Origin of the sequence: Kitasatospora misakiensis, assembly GCF_042656005.1 — a bacterium.
In the GTDB taxonomy this organism is placed as follows: Bacteria; Actinomycetota; Actinomycetes; order Streptomycetales; family Streptomycetaceae; genus Kitasatospora; species Kitasatospora misakiensis.
The window spans coordinates 234,097-255,510 of record NZ_JBHSOF010000003.1 but is presented as its reverse complement, the minus strand read 5'-3'; the positions used below and the strand labels follow the sequence as shown (position 1 = coordinate 255,510).

Sequence of the window (21,414 nt, the reverse complement as noted above, 5' to 3'; positions counted from 1 at the left end):
TGGCGTGAAAGCACCCCAATCAACATGTAATAACAGCGCGTGGATGATCTGTTACTGGATTGTCATCCTGGATGGCATGTGATGCTTCTGTGCAGGTGAGAGGTTGTCATTCGGCTCCGAAGGAGTCCGCTGAGTACGTATCACCAATCGAGAGAGTCTTGATGTCACGACGGTCTTTGGCCTCGTCCGGTTCCACCGGCGGGGCCATTTCAATGCGCTGGATACGCCGAATATCCACGGTGCTGACGCTCGGCCTGCTGGTGCAGACCGGTGTGGTCGCTGATGCCCTGGCGTCGCCTCAGGCGGGCAGGACGCCCGCACCGCAGCAGTCGGCCCCCCCGGCCGAGCCGGCCACCGAGGCCCCTGACGAGGCCTCGGCGCTGCTGGCGGCCCGTCTTCAGGGGCGCCGGATCGAGGTCACCAAGGCCCGCAACGAGTTCACCACCCTGTGGGCGAACCCGGAGGGGACGCTGACCTCGGAGCGGTCGACCGGTCCGATCCGGATGAAGGTCGGCGAGGCGTGGGTGCCGATCGACACCACCCTCGTCCAGACGCCGGACGGCAAGGTCGCCCCGAAGGCGCACCCGGAGGGTCTGGTCTTCGAGGGCGGCGACGCCGGGGTGACGGTGGGCGACAGCCTGCCCGGTGCCGCGACGTCGACCCCGGCCGCCGCGGCCACCGAGCACGCGTCCACCGAGCACGCCTCCCGCGGCGCCGCGCGCGCCGAGGCCCCGGCCCCGGCGACGCCCGAGGCCAAGCAGGAGGCCACGCAGGAGCCCAAGCCCGCCGAGCGCCCGCTGGTCAAGATCGGCTCCGGTGAGCAGCAGGTCGGCTTCGGCTGGCTGGGCAAGCTGCCGAAGCCGAAGCTGGAGGGCAGCAAGGCGACGTACGTCGACGCCCGCCCCGGCGTCGACCTGCTGCTGCAGGCGACCCGGACCGGCTTCGAGCAGTTCCTGATCGTGAAGAATCGTTCCGCCGTCTCGCAGGCCGGCACGATCACGATCCCGCTCGACACCACCGGCCTCAACGTCGTCCCGCAGCCGGACGGCTCGATCCAACTGGTCGACAAGGCCACCGGCAAGCAGGCCGTCAAGATCCCCGCACCCGTGATGTGGGACGCGGCGGTCGACGAGGCCTCGGGCGAGCACCTCAACCGGGCCCCGGTGACCATGGAGGTGCGCGGCCAGGGGAACGACACCGAGCTGGTGTTCACCCCGGACACGGCGCTCCTGGCCGACGCGAAGACGCAGTTCCCGGTGACGATCGACCCGGCGGTCGCTGTCGAGGCGAACTTCGACACCTACGTGCACACCGGCGAGAACTACGACAACTCCTCCTCCACGGAGTTGAAGCTGGGGACGTACAACGGCGGCGCCACCAAGGCCCGTTCGTTCATCCACTTCCCCGGTGGCGACTTCAACGGCAAGCAGATCCTGGACGCCAAGCTCTACCTGGCGAACTTCCACTCCTCCTCCTGCCTGCAGAAGCAGTGGGAGGTCTGGTCCTCCCAGTACGCGGACACGGGCAACCGCTGGGGCAACCAGCCGGGCCTGATCAACCGCTACGCGGTCTCCAGCGAGACCCGTGACGTGCCGAACGACGGCGACACCCATGACTGCCTCGGCCCCGGCAACACCTACTGGGTGCAGGCCGACGTCACCAACCTGGTGCGGGACTGGTCCGGCATGGGCGCGGGTACGTACGCGCTGGGCCTCAAGGCGGCGGACGAGAACGACTCCTACACCTGGAAGCGGTTCGAGTCCTCCGAGGGCGACCACCCGCCGTTCCTGTCGATCACCTACAACACCGTGCCGACCACCCCGGCCTCGGTCGAGGTGCAGCCGTCCCAGCCGGGCAACCCGAAGTACACCTCGGACGCCAACCCGCGCTTCCTGGCGCAGGCCGCGGACGTCGACGGTGACACGGTGAAGGTCTACTTCGACCTGTGGCGCGGCGGCACCTTCCTCGGCTCCATCCCGAAGGACACGCCCAACGGCTCGTGGGCCTCCGTCCGCGCGTCCGACTTCGGCATCGCCAAGCTCGACGAGGGCGTGCAGTACTCGATCTCCTCGGTGCTGGACGACGGCAAGTCCCGTTCGAACTGGGTCACCACGCAGTTCGTGGTGGACACCGTGAAGCCGGGCGCGCCGTTCGTCACCTCGGCCGACTACCCGTCGGACGGGCTTTGGCACGGGGCGGCCAACCAGGCCGGCTCGTTCACCTTCACCCCGGCCGGCGGTACCGACGACCTCACCGCCTACGTCTACACGCTGGACGGCGGCACGCCGGTCACCGTCAACGCGACCGCCGCGCTGACCACGTCGATCACCCCGACCACCGAGGGCCGGCGCGTGCTCAGCGTGCAGTCCAAGGACCGCGCGGGCAACCTGTCCCCGCCCGCGACCTACACCTTCCAGGTCGGCCAGGCCGGTCTGAGCTCGCCGGTCAACGGCAGCCAGTCCGCCAAGCGCGTCAAGCTGGCCGTCGACGCCCAGGCGCAGTTCAAGCGCGTCGTCTACGAGTACCGCCGCGGCCCCGGCGCCACCGAGTACACGGTGCCCCGGACCAACCTCACCAAGGCCGACAACACCCCGGTCACCGAGGACAAGCCGCTCCTCTCCGACCTCGGCCAGCACGCCAACTGGAACGTCCTGGACACCCTCGGCAACGTCGGCGGTGTCGTCCAGGTGCGCGCCAAGCTGTTCCCCGAGGACGGCTCCGGCAACGGTTACACCACCGTCTGGAACACCATCACCGTCGACCGCAACGCGGACGGCGCGGCCGGCGCGAGCGTCGGCCCGGGGTCGGTCAACCTGCTGACCGGTGACTACTCCACCGACGTCACCGACGCCAACGAGTTCGGCATGTCGGTGGCCCGCACCACCTCCTCGCGCGACCTCGGCCGCGGCTGGCAGCCGCAGGGCGAGCGCCTGAGCGCCAACCAGCGCCAGGTGGGCACTGACACCAACGGCTTCTCGGCCGGCCTGGCGTCGCTGTCGCGCTCCACGGTCCGCGGTCACGACAGCTCGACCGACTCGCTGCTGATCACGCCGACCGGCCAGAGCGGCCAGATCGACTCCTACGCGGGCGTCGGCCCGGACAACACCATGGCCCTCGGCATGAAGCCGGGCCGCACCTACCGCCTCACCGGCTGGATCTACGTCCCCGGCTCCACCGGCCTCAACCCGGACTTCGGTGACCGCGGCCTCCGGCTCGTCGGCTTCGTCAAGACCCCGGCCGGTTACGCCAAGACCACCTCGGCCAAGGCCGGCTTCACCGACGGCTGGCAGCAGCTGAGCGTGGACCTGGCCGTCCCCGCCGACGCCACCGAGGCGTTCTTCCGCCTCTACAACGGCTTCATCGCGGCGGACAAGCAGGTCTTCTTCGACGACATCTCGATGAAGGAGATCGTCGCGCCGTTCGGTCCGCAGTGGGCCGGCGGCCCCGACGCGGGTGCCGGTTCGGACTACCGTTCGCTGTCATTCCCGCAGTCCGACCTGGTCGAGATCAAGGGCAACGACGACACCTCGCTGACCTTCGCCAAGGGCACCGACGGCACCTTCTTCCCGGAGCCGGGTGCCGAGTCGCTCGCCCTGAAGGCCGTCCCGGCCACCACGGGCGCGATGGTGCTCAACAGCAGCGGCCAGTGCCTGGAGGTGCCGAACGGCGCCGCGGGCAACTGGGCCGTACTGCAGCCGGCGCCCTGCACCGGCGCGGCGAACCAGCAGTGGACCCGCGGTGACGACGGGTCGCTGCGGCTGCTGGGCTACTGCCTGGACAACCCGTTGAACCAGGTGGACGACGGCACCCAGATGATGCTCTGGGGCTGCAACGGCGGCCTCAACCAGCAGTGGGAGGTCCGCACCGACGGCATGGTGGTGAACCGCCACTCGGGCAAGTGCCTGGACACCGACAAGGGCGCCTCGGTCTGGGTCTGCTGGGCCGGTCCGAACCAGGTCTGGGACGTGCAGACCGCCGGCACCACCTACGAGCTGTCCGAGCTGGACGGTTCGAAGACGGTGTTCGCCCGCCAGGCCGGTTCGGACCTCTACCAGGTGGTCAGCGACAGCGGCCCCGAGGCCGCGTCGACCACTCGGTACCAGTACGACACCGCTGACGGCCGCTCCCTGGTCAAGCGCGTCATCCCGCCGGTCGAGCCGGGTGTGGACGACGTGAACCACTGCTCGGTCGACCCGCTGCCGCGCGGCTGCGAGGTCATGGAGTACGAGTACGCCAAGTCGACCACCGCCACGGCCACCACGCCCGGTGACTACCCGGACCGCGTCAAGGCGGTCAAGGTGTGGTCGTGGAACCCGTCGACCTCCAAGCAGGAGGCCGTCGAGGTCGCGCACTACGCGTACGACGACAAGGGCCGCATCGCCCAGGTCTGGGACCCGCGCCTGGCCCAGCCGCTGAAGACCACCTACGGCTACGACGCGGACGGCCGGGTCACCCAGGTCGGCGCCGCCGGTGAGCTGCCGTGGAACTTCGACTACGGCAAGGCCGCGGCCGACCAGGACCCGGGGCGCCTGCTGAAGGTCCGCCGTGCGGCCCTGGCGCAGGGCAGCAAGAACCAGGTCAACGGCGAGGTCGCGACCAACGTCGTCTACGACGTGCCGCTCACCACTGGCGCGGGCGGTCCGTACGACCTGTCCGGCGCGGATGTGGCCACGTGGGCGCAGTTGGACGCTCCCACCGACGCCACCGCCGTGTTCGGTCCCGAGGACGACCCGGGCGCCAACACCGCCACGGCCGTCAAGCCGGGCAAGGACGGCTACAAGGCGGCCGCCGTCCACTACCTCAACGCCTCCGGCAACGAGGTCAACACGGCCAGCCCGTCCGTCACCCCCGGCGGTGACATCGACACCACCGAGTACGACCGCTACGGCCACGCCGTGCGCACCGTGCAGGCCACCAACCGGGCCATCGCGCTCGGGACCCACCCCGAGTGGGACCGGTTCACGGCCGAACTGAGTCTGCCGCAGATCCCGGCCGAGTTGCTCGCGGCGAACCTGACCGACGAGCAGAAGGCCCGCAAGGCCGAGATCACCAAGTCCCGGGCCCGGCTCCTGGACTCGCGCACCACCTACAGCGCGGACGGCATCGACGTCGTCGAGACGCTCGGCCCGGTGTACCGCGCCTCGCTCGCCGAGCAGGTCAACGGCCAGAGCACCCCGGTCACCGTCACGGCGGAGGCCGAGAAGCTGCCGCAGCTCGGCGCCACCGCGCCGGTCCAGATCGACAACAACTGCTGCGGTCTCATCTGGTCCGGCGGCGCTCACCTGAGCGTGCGCGCCACCGCCGCCGGTGCCTACGACGTCATGCGCGTCAGCGTGCCGGAGGAGGGCTACTACCAGCTCTCCGGTCAGCTGACCAAGGTCAGCGACCACGGCATCGTGCAGTTCGCGATCGACGGCCAGCCCCTCGGCCAGCCGATCGACACCTACTCCGCCGACCCGGTCGTGGCCCCGTACGCGACCGGCACGGAGATCCACCTGGCGCGCGGTGACCACGAGCTCAAGCTCACCGTCACCGGCACCAACGCGGCCAGCTCCGGCGAGCGTTTCCACGCCGGCCTGGACACGGTCACGCTGACCAAGACCACCGTCAACCCGACGCTGGCGGCCGGTACTTCGGTTGTCGCCCGGGACCACAACACCAGCACGTACGACGAAGGCAAGCCCGACGGCCAGGCGTACCACCTGGTCACCAGCAGCACCGACGGAGCCCGCGTCGACGGCTACGCCGACGACGTCGAGCTGCGTGTCACCAAGACCGGCTACGACACCCCGATCGGCGGCACCTCCGGCTGGACACTGAAGACCGCCACGTCGGTCACCACCGACGCGCTCGGCGCCAAGCTGACGTCCACGGTCAAGTACGACGTACACGCCCGTGCAGTGGAGTCCCGCAAGCCGGGTTCGACCGGTACGGACGCCGGGACGGTGAAGTCGGTGTTCTACACCGCCGGTGCCAACCTGGATGACGCCGCGTGCGCCAACCGTCCGGAGTGGGCAGGTCTGCCTTGTGTCACCGGGCCGGGCGGCGACATCACCGGCGCGGACGCGACGCGGATGCCGACCACCCTGCCGGTCAAGCGGGTCACCCGGTACTCGCCATTCAACGAGCCGGAGGAGACCACCGAGACCAACGCGGGCAAGAGCCGCAAGACCGTCACCAGCTACGACGGCGCAGACCGCATCCTGTCCACCGAGATCACCTCGGACGAGGGCAAGCCGCTCCCGAAGGTCACCACCGAGTACGACCCCGCCACCGGCGACATCGTGAAGACGACCGCCGGCGGCAAGTCGCTCGTGCGCGTGCTGGATGTGCTCGGCCGGCTGATCTCCTACACGGACGCCGACGGGGCGACGACCACCAGCGAGTTCGACAGGTTCGGCAAGCCGGTCAAGGTCAGCGACCCGACCGGATTCACCACGTACACCTACGACCACGCGAAGGAGCCGCGCGGGCTGGTCACCTCCGTCAACGACAGCGTGGCCGGTGAGTTCACCGCCGCGTACGGTCCGGACGGCCAGCTGGTCGAGCAGAGCTACCCCGGCGGGATCGTCCGCAAGGACAGTTTCAACGCTGTCGGTGAGGCCACTGGCCGCACCTACACCCGTACCAGCGACAACAAGGTGGTCTGGGCGCAGACCACCGACATGTCCACCCAGGGCCAGGTGGCCAAGGACACCAGTTCCACCGCCACCCGCTCCTACCAGTACGACCGGCTCGGTCGGCTGGTGAAGGCCGAGCAGTCCACGGTCGCCACCGGCTGCGTCACCCGACAGTACGCCTTCGACGACCACTCCAACCGCCTGTCCAAGCAGACCTCCCCGAAGGGGACGTCGGGCGAGTGCAGCACGGCCGGGGCGGTCGCCGAGAACCACACCTACGACAGCGCCGACCGCCTCACCGACGCAGGCTTCACCTATGACGCCTTCGGGCGGATGGTGAAGACGGCGACCGGCGCGATCAACACCTACTGGGCGAACGACCGCGTCGCCGCCCAGGAGAAGGGGGACACCAAGCAGGAGTGGGCCGTCGACGCCGCCCACCGCCTGACCGCGTTCACCACCAGCAAGAAGCAGGCCGACGGCTCCTGGGCCAACGCCTCCTCGAAGCTGAACCACTACGGTGACGACTCCGACGAGGTCCGCTGGACCGTCGAGGACACCACCCAGGGCACCCTGACCCGCAACGTCTCGGGCCCGGACGGTGACCTCACCGCCACCACCAGCAAGACCGGTGACGTCCAGCTCCAGCTGACCAACCTGTTCGGCTCGGTGGTCATCACGACCGACACCGGGCTGACCAAGCCGGTGGTGCTGGACTTCGACGAGTTCGGCATCCCGCAGGACGGCCAGGCCGGAGTCCGCTACGGCTGGCTCGGCGGCAAGCAGCGCTCCGCCGAGGCCCAGGACGGCGACATCCTCATGGGTGCCCGCCTCTACAGCCCCGCCCTGGGCCGCTTCCTGCAGATCGACCCGGTGCCTGGCGGCAACGCGAGCGCCTACGACTACTGCACCGGCGACCCGGTCAACTGCACCGACCTCGACGGCAACTGGGGCATGCCCAAGTGGCTGAAGAAGACGGTCGAGGTGGTGGCCAAGGTCGCCGAGGTAGCGTCGTACATCCCCGGCCCGATCGGTGCGGTGGCGGCAGCCGTCTCCTCGGTGTCCTACGCGGCCACTGGCAACTGGGAGAAGGCCGCCGAGATGGCCGTGGTGGCGGTCGCCCAGACCGTCGGCGCCGGACCGGTGGTCAAGGTCGCGGCAGCGGTGGCGAAGACTACCCGGGCCGCGGCACGGGTGGAGCGCGCGGTGTCGTCGGTGTCCCGGGCCAGCTCCCGGTTCTCATCCGCGATGTCGAGCGCGCGACAGCGGGTGAGCTCCTTCACCCAGTCGGTCCGGGAGCGGATGTCGCGCGGCGGCACCTGCCCGAACTCCTTCGCGCCCGACACCCTGGTCCTGATGGCGGACGGGTCCTACCTGCCGATCGACCGGGTCGAGATCGGCGACCTGGTGTGGGCGACCGACCCCGAGACCGGGCGTTCGTTCGCGGAACCGGTGCTCGATGTCATCGTCGGTTACGGTGCCAAGCACCTGGTGACCCTCGAAACCGATGACAACGCCATATCCAAGCCGCTGACCTCGACGGCGAACCACCCCATCTGGGTGGAGTCGCGCGGCTGGACCGAGGCCGGCGACGTCCGGACCGGGGACCGCCTGCGCTCGGAGGACGGCGGCCTGCACAGCGTCGTCCGGGTCACCGACCGTGGTGAGCAGTCGGACCAGTTGGTCTACAACCTCACGGTGGGCAACCTCCACACCTTCTCGGTGCTGGTGGACGACGACGATGTCATCGTTCACAACTGCGCCCGCAAGAAGCCCGAGAAGGAAGAGAAGATCACGACGCAGCAGAACCGGAAGGGGCACCGCACCGGCGCCAGCAAGTCCAAGCGGGACAAGCACCAGAAGGGTGATGCGCACGGAGGCTACAAGAAGCGGAACAAGGGGGGTTGGAAGCAGAATCCCAACCGGCGGAAGAAGTGACCGGAAGGGAATCGACTGACGGCGTCTAGGCGCCGACTTGTACCATGATGACGGGGCGCCTGTGGCGCCCCGTCATCCGTCATGAGGGGTGTCGTCCTTGAGTTTTGTGCGAAATTTTCTGTGGCTGGCGGGATCCAGGCTCGGTTCCGTGGAATACACGGCACGTGCGGTGGACTTCTATGTGCGCAGCGGGCGTCCGGAGAGCGCCAAGGCGCTGGCGCTGTCCCGTGCTACGAAGGGGATGCCGGGGGCGAATCTGCTGGTGGCGGATCTGCTCGCGGACGTCATGGATGACCGGGAGTCTGCCGAGTCGTTCTACCGGGCGGCGCTGGCGGAGGGCGATGTCGAGGCGTACAACAATTTTGGGTGTTTCCTCAGCGACGAGGACCGCGCGGACGAGGCGGAAGAGGTATTCCTGAGGGGTGTGGCCGAGGGGGACGCCCTTTCGATGGAGAATCTCGGAAAGCACTACTTCGACCTCGGCGAGAACGGCTCGGCCATCCCTGCGCTTCGCCAGGCCGTCGATGCGGGAAGGGAGAATGCCCTGGCTTTCCTGGCCCGTGCGGAGGCGCGTGCGGGGTGTACCGAGGATGCGCGTCGTCATGCCCATGAGGCGGTGGATCGGGATGTTCCGTCGGCCCACTTGGCGCTGGCCGAGTCCCTCGCGGCGGAACCGGCCGAAGCCGATTCCGTGATCGACGAGTCCTACACCCGCGCGCTGCGGTCCGAGGACGATGGAGCACCCTTCTCGTACGCCCGATGGCTGCACGACGTGGGACGTTTGGAGGAGGCGCTGGCGCTCTACCGGCGGGCGGCCGACGAGGGCGAGCTCCATGCCCTGCTCAACATGGGTCTGGTCCTCGATCTCCTGGGCGATTCCGACGAGGCGTTGGCGGCTTACCGGCGTGGCGCGGAGGCGGGGGACCTGGAATCGGCTGCTGAGCTCGCCAGAGCACTGGAGGAGGCCGAGCGCGAAGACAGAGCCGACCGGCCGACCGGAGAGTCCGAGGCGTAGCCGCCGGGGCCGGGGCGGGAACGAAACCCGCCCCGGCCCACCCGCCGGTGCTCACGCCAGGTGGGCGCCGCCGTCGACGTGCAGCACTGTGCCGGTGGCGAAGGGGCTGGTCATGGCGAAGTGGACGGCGGGCGAGGTTGTGGACGGTGTCGGTGCGGCGGTCGCTGGTCGCGTACACGCGGACCAGGCCGGACGCGTTGACGGCGGCGTTCGTCGAACTGCTGGCCGGCCGGGTCCGTCTGCTGCCGGAGCATGTGGCCGAGTTGTCGGCCGGATCCGAGGATGTGGCGACCGACGGATTCTCGTGATCTCTACAGTGTTGTAGATTCTTTGGCAGGGAGAGCAATCGAGGAGGGCAATCGTGGGAGTTTCGCTGGCCAAGGGCGGCAATGTCTCGCTGACCAAGGAGGCGCCGGGGCTGACGGCCGTCATCGTCGGGCTCGGCTGGGACGTCCGTACCACCACCGGCGCCGACTACGACCTGGACGCGAGCGCGCTGCTCTGCACCGCGCTCGGCAAGGTGGTCTCGGACCAGCACTTCGTCTTCTTCAACAACCTGCGCAGCCCGGACGGTTCGGTCGAGCACAGCGGCGACAACCTGACCGGCGGCGGTGACGGGGACGACGAGCAGATCAAGGTCGACCTGGCCGCCGTCCCGGCCGACGTCGCCAAGGTGGTCTTCCCGGTGTCGATCTACGACGCCGACGCCCGGTTCCAGAGCTTCGGCCAGGTGCGCAACGCGTTCATCCGGATCGTCAACCAGGCCAACGGCCAGGAGATCGCGCGGTACGACCTCTCCGAGGACGCCTCCACCGAGACGGCGATGGTCTTCGGCGAGCTGTACCGCAACGGCGCGGAGTGGAAGTTCCGGGCGATCGGCCAGGGTTACGCCTCCGGCCTGCGCGGCATCGCCACCGACTACGGCGTGAACGTCTGAAGCATCTGATCCGGGGCACATGAGCGGGCCACCGGGCGGTCGACTGAGCGGGTCAACGCCCGGTGGCCGACCGGCGGTTCGGCACACCAGAGAATTGACGGTCGGTCAGGAGCGGTCAGGAGCCCTGGCCCGGGTTCGGCGTCCGCCGGAGGGCCAGCCCCCCGAAGCCGCCCGAAGCGCCCAGCTGGTCGCGCCACCACGCCACCATCCCCGCCCCGTCGATGGCCGACCAGTCCGGCGCCCCGGTGACCTGCGCCCGCCCGAGCCGGCGGCTGAGGTCCACCAGGGCCTGCCCCGCCGCGCCGCGCTCGCGGTCGTAGCCGGGCAGCAGGTCGGCCCAGCCGTCCGCCGCCCGCCAGGCGTCCTCGAAGGCGCAGGCGTCCTGGAGGGCCTTGGCCGCGCCGCTGGTGGTGTGCGGGCGGACGAGCGTCGCCGCGTCCCCGGCGAGCAACAGGCGGCCCGCGGTGCGGCGCGGGGTCTCCAGGTCGTGGATCGGCTGGAGCAGGATCCGTTCGACGGGGGTCGTGTTCACCACGCCCGCCCAGTACGGGGGCAGGACGCGTTCGGCGAGTGCGGCCAGTTCGCCGCGGTGGGCGGTGTCGAGCGAGCCGACCGCGAAGCCGAGCGGGTCGGTGCCGTCGGCGGTCCGCAGCCAGCCGGGCGCGGGGGCGTAGAAGACCCAGTTCACCAGCGTCGTGTCGGGCGTCAGGCCCGGGATCCGGTAGAGCACGACCTGGCCGCCGGGGTAGCAGGCGGTGATCACCTCCGACTCGGGCCAGCGGGCCGCGCCGCCCGGCAGTCGGTCGAGCAGCCGGGCGTCGAAGCTGCCGCGCCAGGCGACGTACCCGGCGTACTCGGCCCGGGCCTCCGGGCAGACGGCGGTGCGCACCACCGAGCGGTGGCCGTCGGCGCCGACCACCAGGTCGTACGGCTCCCGCCCGCCGGCCGCCGTCTCCACCCAGGCCGGCCCGGCGAGGTCGGTGCCGCCGACCGCCGTGACGGCCGTCCCGGGGCGGAACTCCACGCTGTCCGGGGCTCGTTCGCGCAGCCCCTGCCAGAGCACGGCCCAGTGGAAGGAGTGCATCGCCATCGGCTGCACCCACAGCACGCGGCCGCGCGGGCTGCCCGCCGGGTCCTTGGCGACCCAGTGGCGGGTGGTGAGGGGGTGGTGGCGGATGCCGTCGTCGAGGTGGCCGGCCAGGACCAGCTCGTCGTAGCGGTCCAGCAGGACGCACAGGCCCACGCCGCGGTCCTCCAGGCGGCCGGGGCTGCGCTCCAGCACGGTGACCCGCTCGGCCCCGCCCCGGGCCGCCGCCCGTGCGAACGCGCTCCCCGCGATGCTGCCGCCGACCACGGCGACCGATCCACCCCGCACGACCGTTCCCCCTCCACGCCGGGGCGCCCGCGGCCCCTTCCGTCGTCCCGACGACGATACGCCGTGGACTGACGATCAGTCAGCGGGCGCGGGGCACTCCGGGGGCGATGGCAGGGGCACTCCGGCGCTCGGCGGTGTTCCGCGCATCACTTATGCAACTGGTTGCATAACGGTCACCGGCTCGCCTACCGTGTGGTAGCCACCCGGCCGAACGCCCGCACACGTCGGCCACCCCGCTCAAGCCCGCCCGCCAGGAGACGCCGCGATGACGACGACGACCGCCAGCACCCCGCCGCCCTACCCGCACCTGCTGCGCCCCCTCGACCTCGGCTTCACCACCCTCCCCAACCGCGTGATCATGGGCTCCATGCACGTCGGCCTGGAGGAGGCCGAGAACGGCTTCGAGCGGATGGCCGCCTTCTACGCCGAACGCGCCCGCGGCGGCGTCGGCCTCATCGTCACCGGCGGCATCGCCCCCAACGAGGCCGGCCGCCCCATGGACGGCGGCGCGATGCTCACCACCGAGGAGGAGGCCGACCGCCACCGCGTCGTCACCGACGCCGTGCACGCCGCCGGCGGCCGGATCGCGCTGCAGATCCTGCACTTCGGCCGCTACGCCTACCACCCCGGCCTGGTCGCCCCCAGCGCCGTGCAGGCCCCGATCAGCCCGTTCCCGCCCCGCGCCCTCACCGCCGACGAGGTCGAGGCGACCATCGACGACTTCGCCCGCTGCGCCGAACTCGCCCGGCGGGCCGGCTACGACGGCGTCGAGATCATGGGCTCCGAGGGCTACCTGGTCAACGAGTTCATCGCCGCCGCCACCAACCACCGCGAGGACGAGTGGGGCGGCTCCTACGAGAACCGGATGCGCTTCCCCGTCGAGATCGTCCGCCGGGTCCGCGAGCGGGTCGGGCCGGACTTCATCCTGGTCTACCGGCTCTCCATGCTCGACCTCGTCCCCGGCGGCTCCACCCTCGACGAGGTGATCCGGCTCGCCAAGGCGGTCGAGGAGGCCGGCGCCACCATCATCAACACCGGCATCGGCTGGCACGAGGCGCGCATCCCCACCATCGCCACCTCGGTGCCGCGCGGCGCCTACGCCTGGGTGACCAAGCGGGTGATGGGCTCGGTGTCCGTGCCGCTGGTCACCACCAACCGCATCAACACCCCCGAGCTGGCCGAGCAACTGCTCGCCGACGGCTACGCCGACCTGGTCTCGCTCGCCCGCCCGCTGCTCGCCGACCCGGACTTCGTCGCCAAGGCCGCCGAGGGCCGCCCCGAGGCCGTCAACACCTGCATCGGCTGCAACCAGGCCTGCCTCGACCACACCTTCAGCGGGAAGATCACCTCCTGCCTGGTCAACCCGCGCGCCTGCCACGAGACCGAGCTGGTGCTCTCCCCGACCCGGCTGGGCAAGCGGATCGGCGTGGTCGGCGCCGGACCGGCCGGCCTCGCCTTCGCCGTCACCGCCGCCGAGCGCGGCCACCGGGTCACCCTGTTCGACGCGGCCGACACCGTCGGCGGGCAGCTCGACATCGCCCGCCGGATCCCCGGCAAGGAGGAGTTCGCCGAGACGCTGCGCTACTACCGCCACCGCCTCGACACCCTCGGCGTGGAACTGCGGCTGGGCGCCTGGGCGGACGCGGACGCGCTCGCCGCCGAGGGCTTCGACGAGGTCGTGCTCGCCACCGGCGTCAGCCCACGCGTCCCCGACCCCGCCGACCTGCCGGGCGTCGACCACCCCAGCGTCCTCGGCTACCTCGACGTGCTGCGCGACGGCGCGGCCGTCGGCGAGCGCGTGGCGATCCTCGGCGCGGGCGGCATCGGCTTCGACGTCGCCGAGTTCCTCACCGACGCGGGCGACGCGGCGAGCCTCGACCCGGCCGTGCACCAGCGGCACTGGGGCGTCGACCCGGAGTACCGGGAGCGCGGCGGCCTCGCCCGCCCGGAGCGGCCCGCGCCGCCGCGCCGCGTCCACCTCTTCCAGCGCAAGACCAGCAAGGTCGGCGCGGGGCTCGGCAAGACCACCGGCTGGATCCACCGCACCGAGCTCAAGCACCGCGGCGTCATCATGGTCGCCGGCGCGAGCTACGACCGGATCGACGACGCCGGGCTGCACGTCACCCTGGACGGCGAGCCGCAGCTGCTGCCCGTCGACACCGTGGTGCTCTGCACCGGCCAGGAGCCGCGCCGCGACCTCGACGCGGCCCTGCGCGCCCTGGGCGTCACCCCGCACCTCATCGGCGGCGCCGACGTGGCGGCGGAACTCGACGCCAAGCGCGCCATCAAGCAGGGCACGGAGCTCGCCGCCGCCCTCTGACCGCCGGTGCCCCGCCGCCGGCCGCTCGCGTGACCGGCCGGCGGCGGCGCCTAGGATCAACCCATGTCGCTGCCGCACGCCATCCTCACCGCCCTGCTGGAGAAGCCGTCCTCGGGCCTGGAGCTGACCCGGCGGTTCGACAAGTCGATCGGCTTCTTCTGGTCCGCCACCCACCAGCAGATCTACCGCGAGCTGGGCCGGCTGGAGACCACCGGGCTGATCCGGGCGCTCCCGCAGGCCGCCCCGGTGCGCGGGCAGAAGAAGGAGTACGAGGTGCTGCCCGCCGGCCGTACCGAACTGGAGCGGTGGACGGCCGCCGCAGAGGAGCCCCGGCCGATCCGCGATCCGCTGCTGCTGCGGTTGCGCGCCGCCGCGGTGGTCGGCACGGCCGGGCTGGACGCCGAGCTGCGCCGCCACCTCGCCCTGCACCGGGCGCAGTTGGCCCAGTACGAGGAGATCGAGCGCCGGGACTTCGCGCCGGGGGAGGAGGGCGAGGGCGAGCCGCTCCAGTACGCCGTGCTGCGGGCCGGCATCGGCTGGGAGTCCTTCTGGGTGCGGTGGCTCGCGGAGACCGTCGAAACCCTGCCGGCCGCCCCCGCCACGCCCTCCGAAGGGCCCACAGACCCCGCCTGACCTGCGGCGATGCGCTCCGGGCGGGCGGTCCCCGACGCCCGGTGGGACACTGGACGCCTGTCCCTGCCCGACCTTCGATCGGGGGCCCGCATGTCTCTCCCGAGACCTCTCCTCGCGCTCACCGCGGCGGCCGTCACCACCGTGCTCGCCCTGGGCACCGCCCAGCTCGCCACCGGATCGGAGCCCGCGCCCGCGCCCGCGTCCGCACCGGTGGCCCCGGCGGCGGCCGGGCTGCCGACCGACGACCAGCTCCGGGCCGCCCTGCTGACCGCCGCCGAACTCGGCCCCGACTTCACCGAGATCCCGGCGGACGCCGCCGCCTCGCCCGAGGCCGGCGCCTCCCCGGTGGCCGGCTGCGACGCCCTGCGGGCCCTGCTGAACCGGAACCAGGCCCGCGGCGCCCAAAGCCACCACCAGGAGGTCCAGTTCGACGGCCCCGGCGGCAACCCGATGATCACCGAGTCGCTCACCGCCGAGGAACCGGACCGGCTGACCGCCGACTTCGCCACCGTCAGCGCCGCGTTCGCCGACTGCCACAGCATCACGTTCACCGACGGCACCGGCCAGGCCGTGACCTTCTCGGTCACCCCGATCGCCCTCGGCGACCGCGCGGAGGCCCCGGCCGTCCGCCTCGACGGCACGCTCGCCGGCGTCCAGCTCAACGGCTACCTCGGCATCGAACGCCTCAACGACGTCGCCCTCGCGTACGGCTACTTCCAACGCGACTCCGGCGACTCCCAGCTCGCCTCGCTCTACTACCGCGCCGCCGTCGCCAAGGCCGAACGCACCCTCGGCGCCCGGGCCGGCACCGGCGCGACCACCGGGACGAGCGCCGCCGTCTGACCCCCTGGCCCCCCGCCGCCGCGGCTCACTCCGCCCCGATCCCCAGCAGCTCCAGGAAGGCCGCCGCTGCCGGGTGCGGGCTCTCCCGGCCCCAGATCACGTACTCGGCGCGCGACGGCGCGTCCGTCACCTCGATCGTGACCACGCCGGTCAGGCCCGCGACGTACGTGGGCGGGAGCAGCGCCACCCCCAGGCCGGCGCCGACCAGCCGGGCCAGGTAGTCCGCGTTGGTCACCTCGAAGGCGACCTCGCGGCTGAGCCCGGCCGCGGCGAAGGCCAGGTCGGACTGGGCCCGGCCGGCGGTCTTCGCCGGGAGGTCCACGAACGCCTCCGAGGCCAGCCGGCGCAGGTCCACCGAGGCCTCGCCGGCGAGCGGGTGGTCCGGGGGGACGGCGGCGACCAGCCGCTCCCGGGCCAGCTCCCTGGCCATGACGCCCCGGGGGTGGGCGGTGACCGGGATGCCGAGGAAGGCCACCTCGATCTCGCCCTGCCGGACCTGCTCGACCAGTTCGTCGCTCGCCCCCACGCTGAGGCTGATCCGGGCCTTGGGGTGCCGCTGGTGGAACTCGCCGAGGACGGCGGGGATGTCCACGGCGGCGACGGTGGGGATCAGCCCCACCTTGAGGAGTCCGCGCACCTCCCCGACGGCCGCCGCGACCTCGGCGGCGGCCCGCTCAGCGGCGTCCAGGCACTGCCGGGCGGCGGGCAGGAAGGCCGCGCCGGCCGGGGTCAGCCGGACCCGGCGGCTGGTGCGCTCGAACAGCCGCGCGCCCAACTCCTTCTCCAGGCGCGCGATCTGATGGCTGAGGGCGGACTGCACCACCAGACAGCGCTGGGCGGCCCTGGTGAAGCTGTTGGTCTCGGCCACGGCGATCACGTACCGCATCTGCTGGAGTTCCATCGATCCATCGTGATACGCGATGCATCAGGTGACAAGCATGTGTTGGACTCATCGATGCGCCCGGCCCGAAACTGATGGCCGGGCCGCACTGATCCACCACCAGAAGGCCGGACTCCACCACGACATGATCACCGCCGTCGGACCCACCTCTTGAGAGATGACATGACCACGCAAGAAGAGACCCGCCCCTCACCCTCGCTCCAGAAGGGCGGCGGCGCCACGGCCGGGGGCTGGCTGGGCGTCGCCGCCATCACCGCCAGCCTGTTCGTCTTCCTCACCACCGAGCTGATGCCGATCGGCCTGCTCACCCCGCTCAGCGAGAGCCTCGACGTCTCCGTCGGCACCGCCGGCCTCATGGTCACCGCGCAGGGCGTCGCGGCCGGCCTCGGCGTGCCGTTCATCGTGGCCTGGACCCGCCGGGTCAACCGGCGCAAGCTGCTGACCACCCTGCTGGGCGTGCTGGCCCTCGGCAACCTGATCACCTCGGTCGCCCCCAACTACGCGCTGATCCTGGTCACCCGCATGGGCATGGGCTTCGCCAGCGGCGTGTTCTGGGCCATCGGCGTCAGTATGGCGATGCGCATCGTCCCGGAGAAGCAGGCCAACCGGGCCGCCGCCGTCGTGATGTCCGGCATCTCGATCGCCACCGTCGTCGGCATCCCGCTCGGCACCCTGCTGGAGAGCGCCGGCTCCTGGCGCACCACCTTCCTGATCTGGGCCGGCCTCAGCGCGCTGGTGCTGCTCGCCGTCGCCGCCACCATCCCGTCGCTGCCGTCCGCCAACGCGGTCCCGGTCCGCGAGGTCTTCGGCCTGCCCGTCAGGAACGTGCCGCTGCGCGTGGTCCTGGTGATGGTCGTGTTCTTCGTGCTCGGCCACTTCGGGGCCTACACCTTCGTCCGGCCCTACCTGGAGGACAGGACCTCCGCCTCCGTCGGCTTCATCACCGTCGTCCTCATCGTCTTCGGCGTCGGCGGCGCGATCGGCAACTTCATCGGCGGACAGACCGTCAACAAGAGCCTGCGGGGCAGCTTCGTCGTGGGCGGCCTGCTCCTGATCGGCGCGCTGGTCATGCTGCTCGCCCTCGGGGCCGACGACTTCGGTGTGATCGCCGCGATGGCGCTGTGGGGCGTCGCCTTCGGCGTCGTCCAGCTCAGCCAGATCAACATGACGCTGGCGGCCGCGCCCGAGACCTTCGAGGCCGCGATGTCGCTCAACACCATGGCCTACAACACCTGCATCGCCCTGGGCGCCCTGGTCGGCGGCCTGTTCGCCGACCACACGGGCGTCACCAGCGTCGTCTGGTTCGGCATCGTCCTGGTCGGCCTCGCCGTGCTGCTCCGCGCCGTCGCCGGTCGCCGGACGGCACCGGCGGGGGGCTGACCCCTCCGCACCACCGGAGCACGGACGCTGCGGTAGGCCGTCGCGGCGTCCGGGGCTGCCTCCGGTGTGTGAGCGCGTGTTCCCACCTCAGCCTTGACGTCGCTGAAGATCACCCCGGCGCGACGGGGCGTTCCGGGCCCCTGGGATGATGGTCCGTCGACCGCCGTCCTCGACCACGGGCCGGTCGTGGCGGCGGAGTGGGAAGTCGGCGCGGCCGACTTCCCGTGCGGGCGGAGGGAGAGCGGGGGCTCATGAAGCAGTGGTGGCGCACGGCGGTGCTGACGGCCGGGGCCGTGACGGTGGCCGTCGCGGCGGTGGCGGGGTGCGGCGATCCGGAGCCGCAGGCGGACCGGCTGATCGGCGTGCGCCTGGACGCCGGGCGGCTGGTCGTCCGGACCGGGATGTGCCACGACGAGCGGCTGCACGCGGTGCGGGTGAAGGTCTTCCCGGGCACGGAGAAGCTGGAGGTCCGTCCGCGCGAGGGCCGTTCCGCCATAGAGACGGTGGACCTCGGCGACCTGCCGCCCGGCTGGACGACCACCGGCGAGCGGCCCGGGCAGGTGCTCGCGGACCGGCGGTACACCGTGGAGGTCGTCCGCGACAGGGCGCTGACGGTGACCGTCCCCGGCGAGGTGCTGCTCGGCCTGCCCGCCGGCAAGTGGGCGGCCGGCGGCTGGGACTGGGACTACAAGCTGCTGGGCGCCAAGGAGTTCGAGAAGCGCCGCAAGGCCTCCTGCCCCACCGGTTCCTGACGACTCCCTGGCACGCTTACGGCTTCAGCCGGTAGTGGTACGAGTGCGAGACGCCGAAGCCGAGGCTCTCGTACAGCCGGCGCGCGGGCGCGTTGTCGGCCGTCACCTGGAGGTAGAGCAGTTCGGCGCCCCGGGCCGCCGCCCAGCGCGCGCCGACGTGCAGGATCGCGCCCGCGACGCCCTGCCGCCGGTACGCCGGGTCGGTGATCATGCAGAACACCCCGCCGCAGCCGGGGGCGGCCACCACGAGCCCGAGGCCGACGAGCCGGCCGTCGCGCTCGACCCCGAGATGGGCGGCCGGTCCGGGGATCCGCTCGAAGAGCCGCTCGGCGGCCTCCCGGTCGCTCCCGGCGGGATCCAGCGCCGCGTACGCGTCGAGCCAGGCGGGGGTGGGGTGTTCGGCGAGGGTGACGTCCAGCGGTGTCGCGGGGCGGGCGGCGGCGATCACGGTGTCGGTCGGCGCGGTGCAGACCAGGACGGCCGAGTCCCGCCGGTAGCCGCGTGCGGCGAGCAGCTCGTCCAGCGCGCTGTGCTCCTCGGCGGGCGAGACCTGGACGGTGACCGGCAGCCCGTGGGCCGCGTAGTACTCCTCGACCCGGGGCACCGCGCTCAGCAGCGACTCGCCCCGGCCCAGCGGCAGCGCGGAGTTGGAGCGGCGGCGCGGTACGCCGGGGGTGTGCCGGAGCAGCCAGCCGCCCTCCTCGCGCGCTTCGTCGGCGGGCCAGGCCCGTGCCGCGTACCGCTCGATCAGCCCGGTGTCGATCAACGTGTCTCCTCTTCTGATGCCTTTGTCCTGGCAGGATGACCCGAAAGGATCATTGAGGTCCACCACATACTTCTTCACAGACCTGTAAGGACTCCTTGATGTTGGATCCTGCGCGGCTCCTCCTGCTCCGGGAGCTGGCCGACCGCGGGACGATGACCGCCGTCGCCGCCGCCCTCGGCCACACCTCCTCCGCCGTCTCCCAGCAGCTCGCCGTGCTCGAACGCGAGGCCGGGGTGCCGCTGCTGGAGCGGGCCGGCCGCCGGGTCCGGCTGACGCCCGAGGGCGTGCGCCTGGTCGCGCACGCCCGCATCGTGCTGCGAGCGCTGGAGACCGCCGAGCACGACCTGCGGGCGGCCGACACGCCGCGCGGGCCGGTCGCCGTCGCCTGCTTCTCGACCTTCGCCGCCGTGCACGTGGTCCCGGCCCTGGTGGCCGCCCGCGAGCGCCACCCGGAGCTGCGGATCTCCCTCCACGAGCTCGAACCGCCCGAGGCCCTCGCCGCACTCCGGGCCCGCCGCTGCGACATCGCCGTCCGCTACGGCTACAACCTGATCCCGGAACCGCCCCCGGAGCCCGACGAGTTCACCCGCCACCCGCTCGCCGTCGACCCGGTCCTGCTCGCGCTTCCCACCAACCCCTCCACGGACTCGTCCGCCGTCGACCTCCGCGACCTCGCCGACGCGCTCTGGATCGTCGGCTCCCGCGAGGACGGCAGCGCCGCCCTGGTCCGCGGCGCCTGCGCGCTCGCCGGCTTCGTGCCCCGGATCGCGCACGCCGTCGACGACTACCACCTCGTCCTGCGCATGGTGGCCAACGGCCTCGGCGTGGCCCTCGTCCCGCAACTCGTCGCACACGCCCAGCCGCCGGGCCCCGACGTCACCCTGCGGCCCGTCCTCGGCACCCAACTCACCCGCGACGTCCACGCCCTGGCCCACGCCACCCCTGGCGCCCGCCCCGCCGTCGACGCCGTCCTCGCCCTGCTGCGCCCGCCCGCGCCGTGACCCCCCCGGTCAGCCGACGACCTCCAGCAGCCGCGCCACCAGCGGGTTCGGATCGCCCCGGCGCCAGGCGACGGCGACCCGCGTGCGGACCGTCCCCGGCTCGACCGCCCGGAAGGCGACGCCCCGGAGCCGGATCCGCCGGATGCTCGCCGGCGCGAGCGACACCCCCAGCCCGGCCCCGACCAGCGCGCACACCGTCTGCCACTCCACCGCGTGCTGCACGATCCCCGGCGCGAACCCCGCCGACCCGCACACCTCCGCGATCCGGTCGTACAGCAGCGGCCCCACCGCCCGGGGCAGCAGCACGAACGGTTCCGATGCCAACTCGCCCACCCGCACGACGCGTTGGGCGGCCAGCGGATGCTCCGAGGGCAGCACGGCGACGAACGGCTCGGTGAGGACGGTCCGGAAGCCCAGCGCCCCCTCCTCCTCGGCGGCCGGCGGCTCGCGCAGCAGCCCGATGTCGATGCCGCGCTCGTGCAGGGCGGCGAGCTGCGGGGCGGTGGTCATCTCACGGATGTCCAGCTCGACGGCCGGGTACCGCTCCCGGAAGGTCCGCAGCAGCCCCGGCAGCACGGTCAGCGCGAGCGAGGCGGAGAACCCGATCCGCAACCGCCCCGCCCGCCCGTCGCCGACCGCCCGCGCGGCGGCCAGCCCGTCCGAGAGGTCCGCGAGCGCCCGCCGCGCCGCCGGGAGCAGCTCCCGCCCGGCCGGGCTGAGCGCGACCCGCCCCGGCTCGCGGACGAACAGCGGGTGCCCGACCTTCGTCTCCAGCCGGGCGATCTGCTGGCTCAGCGGCGGCTGGGCGATACCGAGCCGGGCGGCGGCCCGGCCGAAATGGAGTTCCTCGGCGAGCACGGTGAAAGCGTGCAACTGGGGGAGGGGGAGTTCGGGGCGGAGTTCGGGGCGGTCCATATTCCCAGAGATATCAGA

The 21,414-nt window shown here is 72.0% G+C and carries 14 protein-coding genes; 10 read left to right on the top strand and 4 right to left on the bottom strand.

Annotated elements, in window-relative coordinates; translation table 11 throughout:
- Window positions 1–212 precede the first annotated feature (212 nt).
- The 4 genes from ACFP3U_RS04965 (at window position 213) to ACFP3U_RS04950 (ending at window position 10,510) form a co-directional block, all read left to right on the top strand.
- The gene (locus ACFP3U_RS04965; protein WP_380223925.1) at window positions 213–8,558 is read left to right on the top strand and encodes a DNRLRE domain-containing protein; all 8,346 of its coding nucleotides are present in this window, start codon (window positions 213–215) and stop codon (window positions 8,556–8,558) included.
- Between the two features lie 148 nt (window positions 8,559–8,706).
- Window positions 8,707–9,573, top strand: a complete 867-nt coding sequence (locus ACFP3U_RS04960) for a tetratricopeptide repeat protein (protein ID WP_380223924.1) — start codon at window positions 8,707–8,709, stop codon at window positions 9,571–9,573.
- Between the two features lie 146 nt (window positions 9,574–9,719).
- Complete coding sequence (locus ACFP3U_RS04955) at window positions 9,720–9,881, top strand: hypothetical protein (protein WP_380223923.1); 162 nt, start codon at window positions 9,720–9,722, stop codon at window positions 9,879–9,881.
- Window positions 9,882–9,934: 53 nt separating this feature from the next.
- A complete protein-coding gene (locus ACFP3U_RS04950; RefSeq protein ID WP_380223922.1) occupies window positions 9,935–10,510 on the top strand; it encodes a TerD family protein in 576 nt (191 codons plus the stop codon).
- A 115-nt stretch (window positions 10,511–10,625) separates the two neighbouring features.
- Here the strand turns inward: ACFP3U_RS04950 and ACFP3U_RS04945 are convergent, their stop codons facing one another.
- The gene (locus ACFP3U_RS04945; protein WP_380223921.1) at window positions 10,626–11,885 is read right to left on the bottom strand and encodes an FAD-dependent monooxygenase; all 1,260 of its coding nucleotides are present in this window, start codon (window positions 11,883–11,885) and stop codon (window positions 10,626–10,628) included.
- A gap of 265 nt (window positions 11,886–12,150) precedes the next feature.
- On the opposite strand from ACFP3U_RS04945, the gene ACFP3U_RS04940 reads away from it, so the two are divergent.
- The 3 genes from ACFP3U_RS04940 to ACFP3U_RS04930 all read left to right on the top strand — a co-directional run bounded on the left by ACFP3U_RS04940 (window position 12,151) and on the right by ACFP3U_RS04930 (window position 15,681).
- The gene (locus ACFP3U_RS04940; protein WP_380223920.1) at window positions 12,151–14,205 is read left to right on the top strand and encodes an oxidoreductase; all 2,055 of its coding nucleotides are present in this window, start codon (window positions 12,151–12,153) and stop codon (window positions 14,203–14,205) included.
- Between the two features lie 63 nt (window positions 14,206–14,268).
- Window positions 14,269–14,838: a PadR family transcriptional regulator gene (locus tag ACFP3U_RS04935; protein WP_380223919.1), complete on the top strand. Its 570-nt coding sequence runs from the start codon at window positions 14,269–14,271 to the stop codon at window positions 14,836–14,838.
- A 90-nt stretch (window positions 14,839–14,928) separates the two neighbouring features.
- A complete protein-coding gene (locus tag ACFP3U_RS04930) occupies window positions 14,929–15,681 on the top strand; it encodes a hypothetical protein (protein WP_380223918.1) in 753 nt (250 codons plus the stop codon).
- A gap of 25 nt (window positions 15,682–15,706) precedes the next feature.
- On the opposite strand, the gene ACFP3U_RS04925 is transcribed toward ACFP3U_RS04930, so the two are convergent.
- Complete coding sequence (locus tag ACFP3U_RS04925) at window positions 15,707–16,582, bottom strand: LysR family transcriptional regulator (RefSeq protein WP_380223917.1); 876 nt, start codon at window positions 16,580–16,582, stop codon at window positions 15,707–15,709.
- Window positions 16,583–16,744: 162 nt separating this feature from the next.
- On the opposite strand from ACFP3U_RS04925, the gene ACFP3U_RS04920 reads away from it, so the two are divergent.
- Both ACFP3U_RS04920 and ACFP3U_RS04915 read left to right on the top strand, forming a co-directional pair.
- Window positions 16,745–17,962, top strand: coding sequence for an MFS transporter (locus ACFP3U_RS04920; protein ID WP_380223916.1), 1,218 nt, complete (start codon window positions 16,745–16,747; stop codon window positions 17,960–17,962).
- A gap of 251 nt (window positions 17,963–18,213) precedes the next feature.
- Window positions 18,214–18,714, top strand: a complete 501-nt coding sequence (locus tag ACFP3U_RS04915; protein ID WP_380223915.1) for a hypothetical protein — start codon at window positions 18,214–18,216, stop codon at window positions 18,712–18,714.
- Between the two features lie 16 nt (window positions 18,715–18,730).
- On the opposite strand, the gene ACFP3U_RS04910 is transcribed toward ACFP3U_RS04915, so the two are convergent.
- A complete protein-coding gene (locus ACFP3U_RS04910) occupies window positions 18,731–19,480 on the bottom strand; it encodes a GNAT family N-acetyltransferase (protein ID WP_380223914.1) in 750 nt (249 codons plus the stop codon).
- Between the two features lie 98 nt (window positions 19,481–19,578).
- On the opposite strand from ACFP3U_RS04910, the gene ACFP3U_RS04905 reads away from it, so the two are divergent.
- Complete coding sequence (locus ACFP3U_RS04905) at window positions 19,579–20,481, top strand: LysR family transcriptional regulator (RefSeq protein ID WP_380223913.1); 903 nt, start codon at window positions 19,579–19,581, stop codon at window positions 20,479–20,481.
- 9 nt (window positions 20,482–20,490) lie between these two features.
- On the opposite strand, the gene ACFP3U_RS04900 is transcribed toward ACFP3U_RS04905, so the two are convergent.
- Complete coding sequence (locus tag ACFP3U_RS04900) at window positions 20,491–21,396, bottom strand: LysR family transcriptional regulator (protein ID WP_380223912.1); 906 nt, start codon at window positions 21,394–21,396, stop codon at window positions 20,491–20,493.
- Window positions 21,397–21,414: the final 18 nt, after the last annotated feature.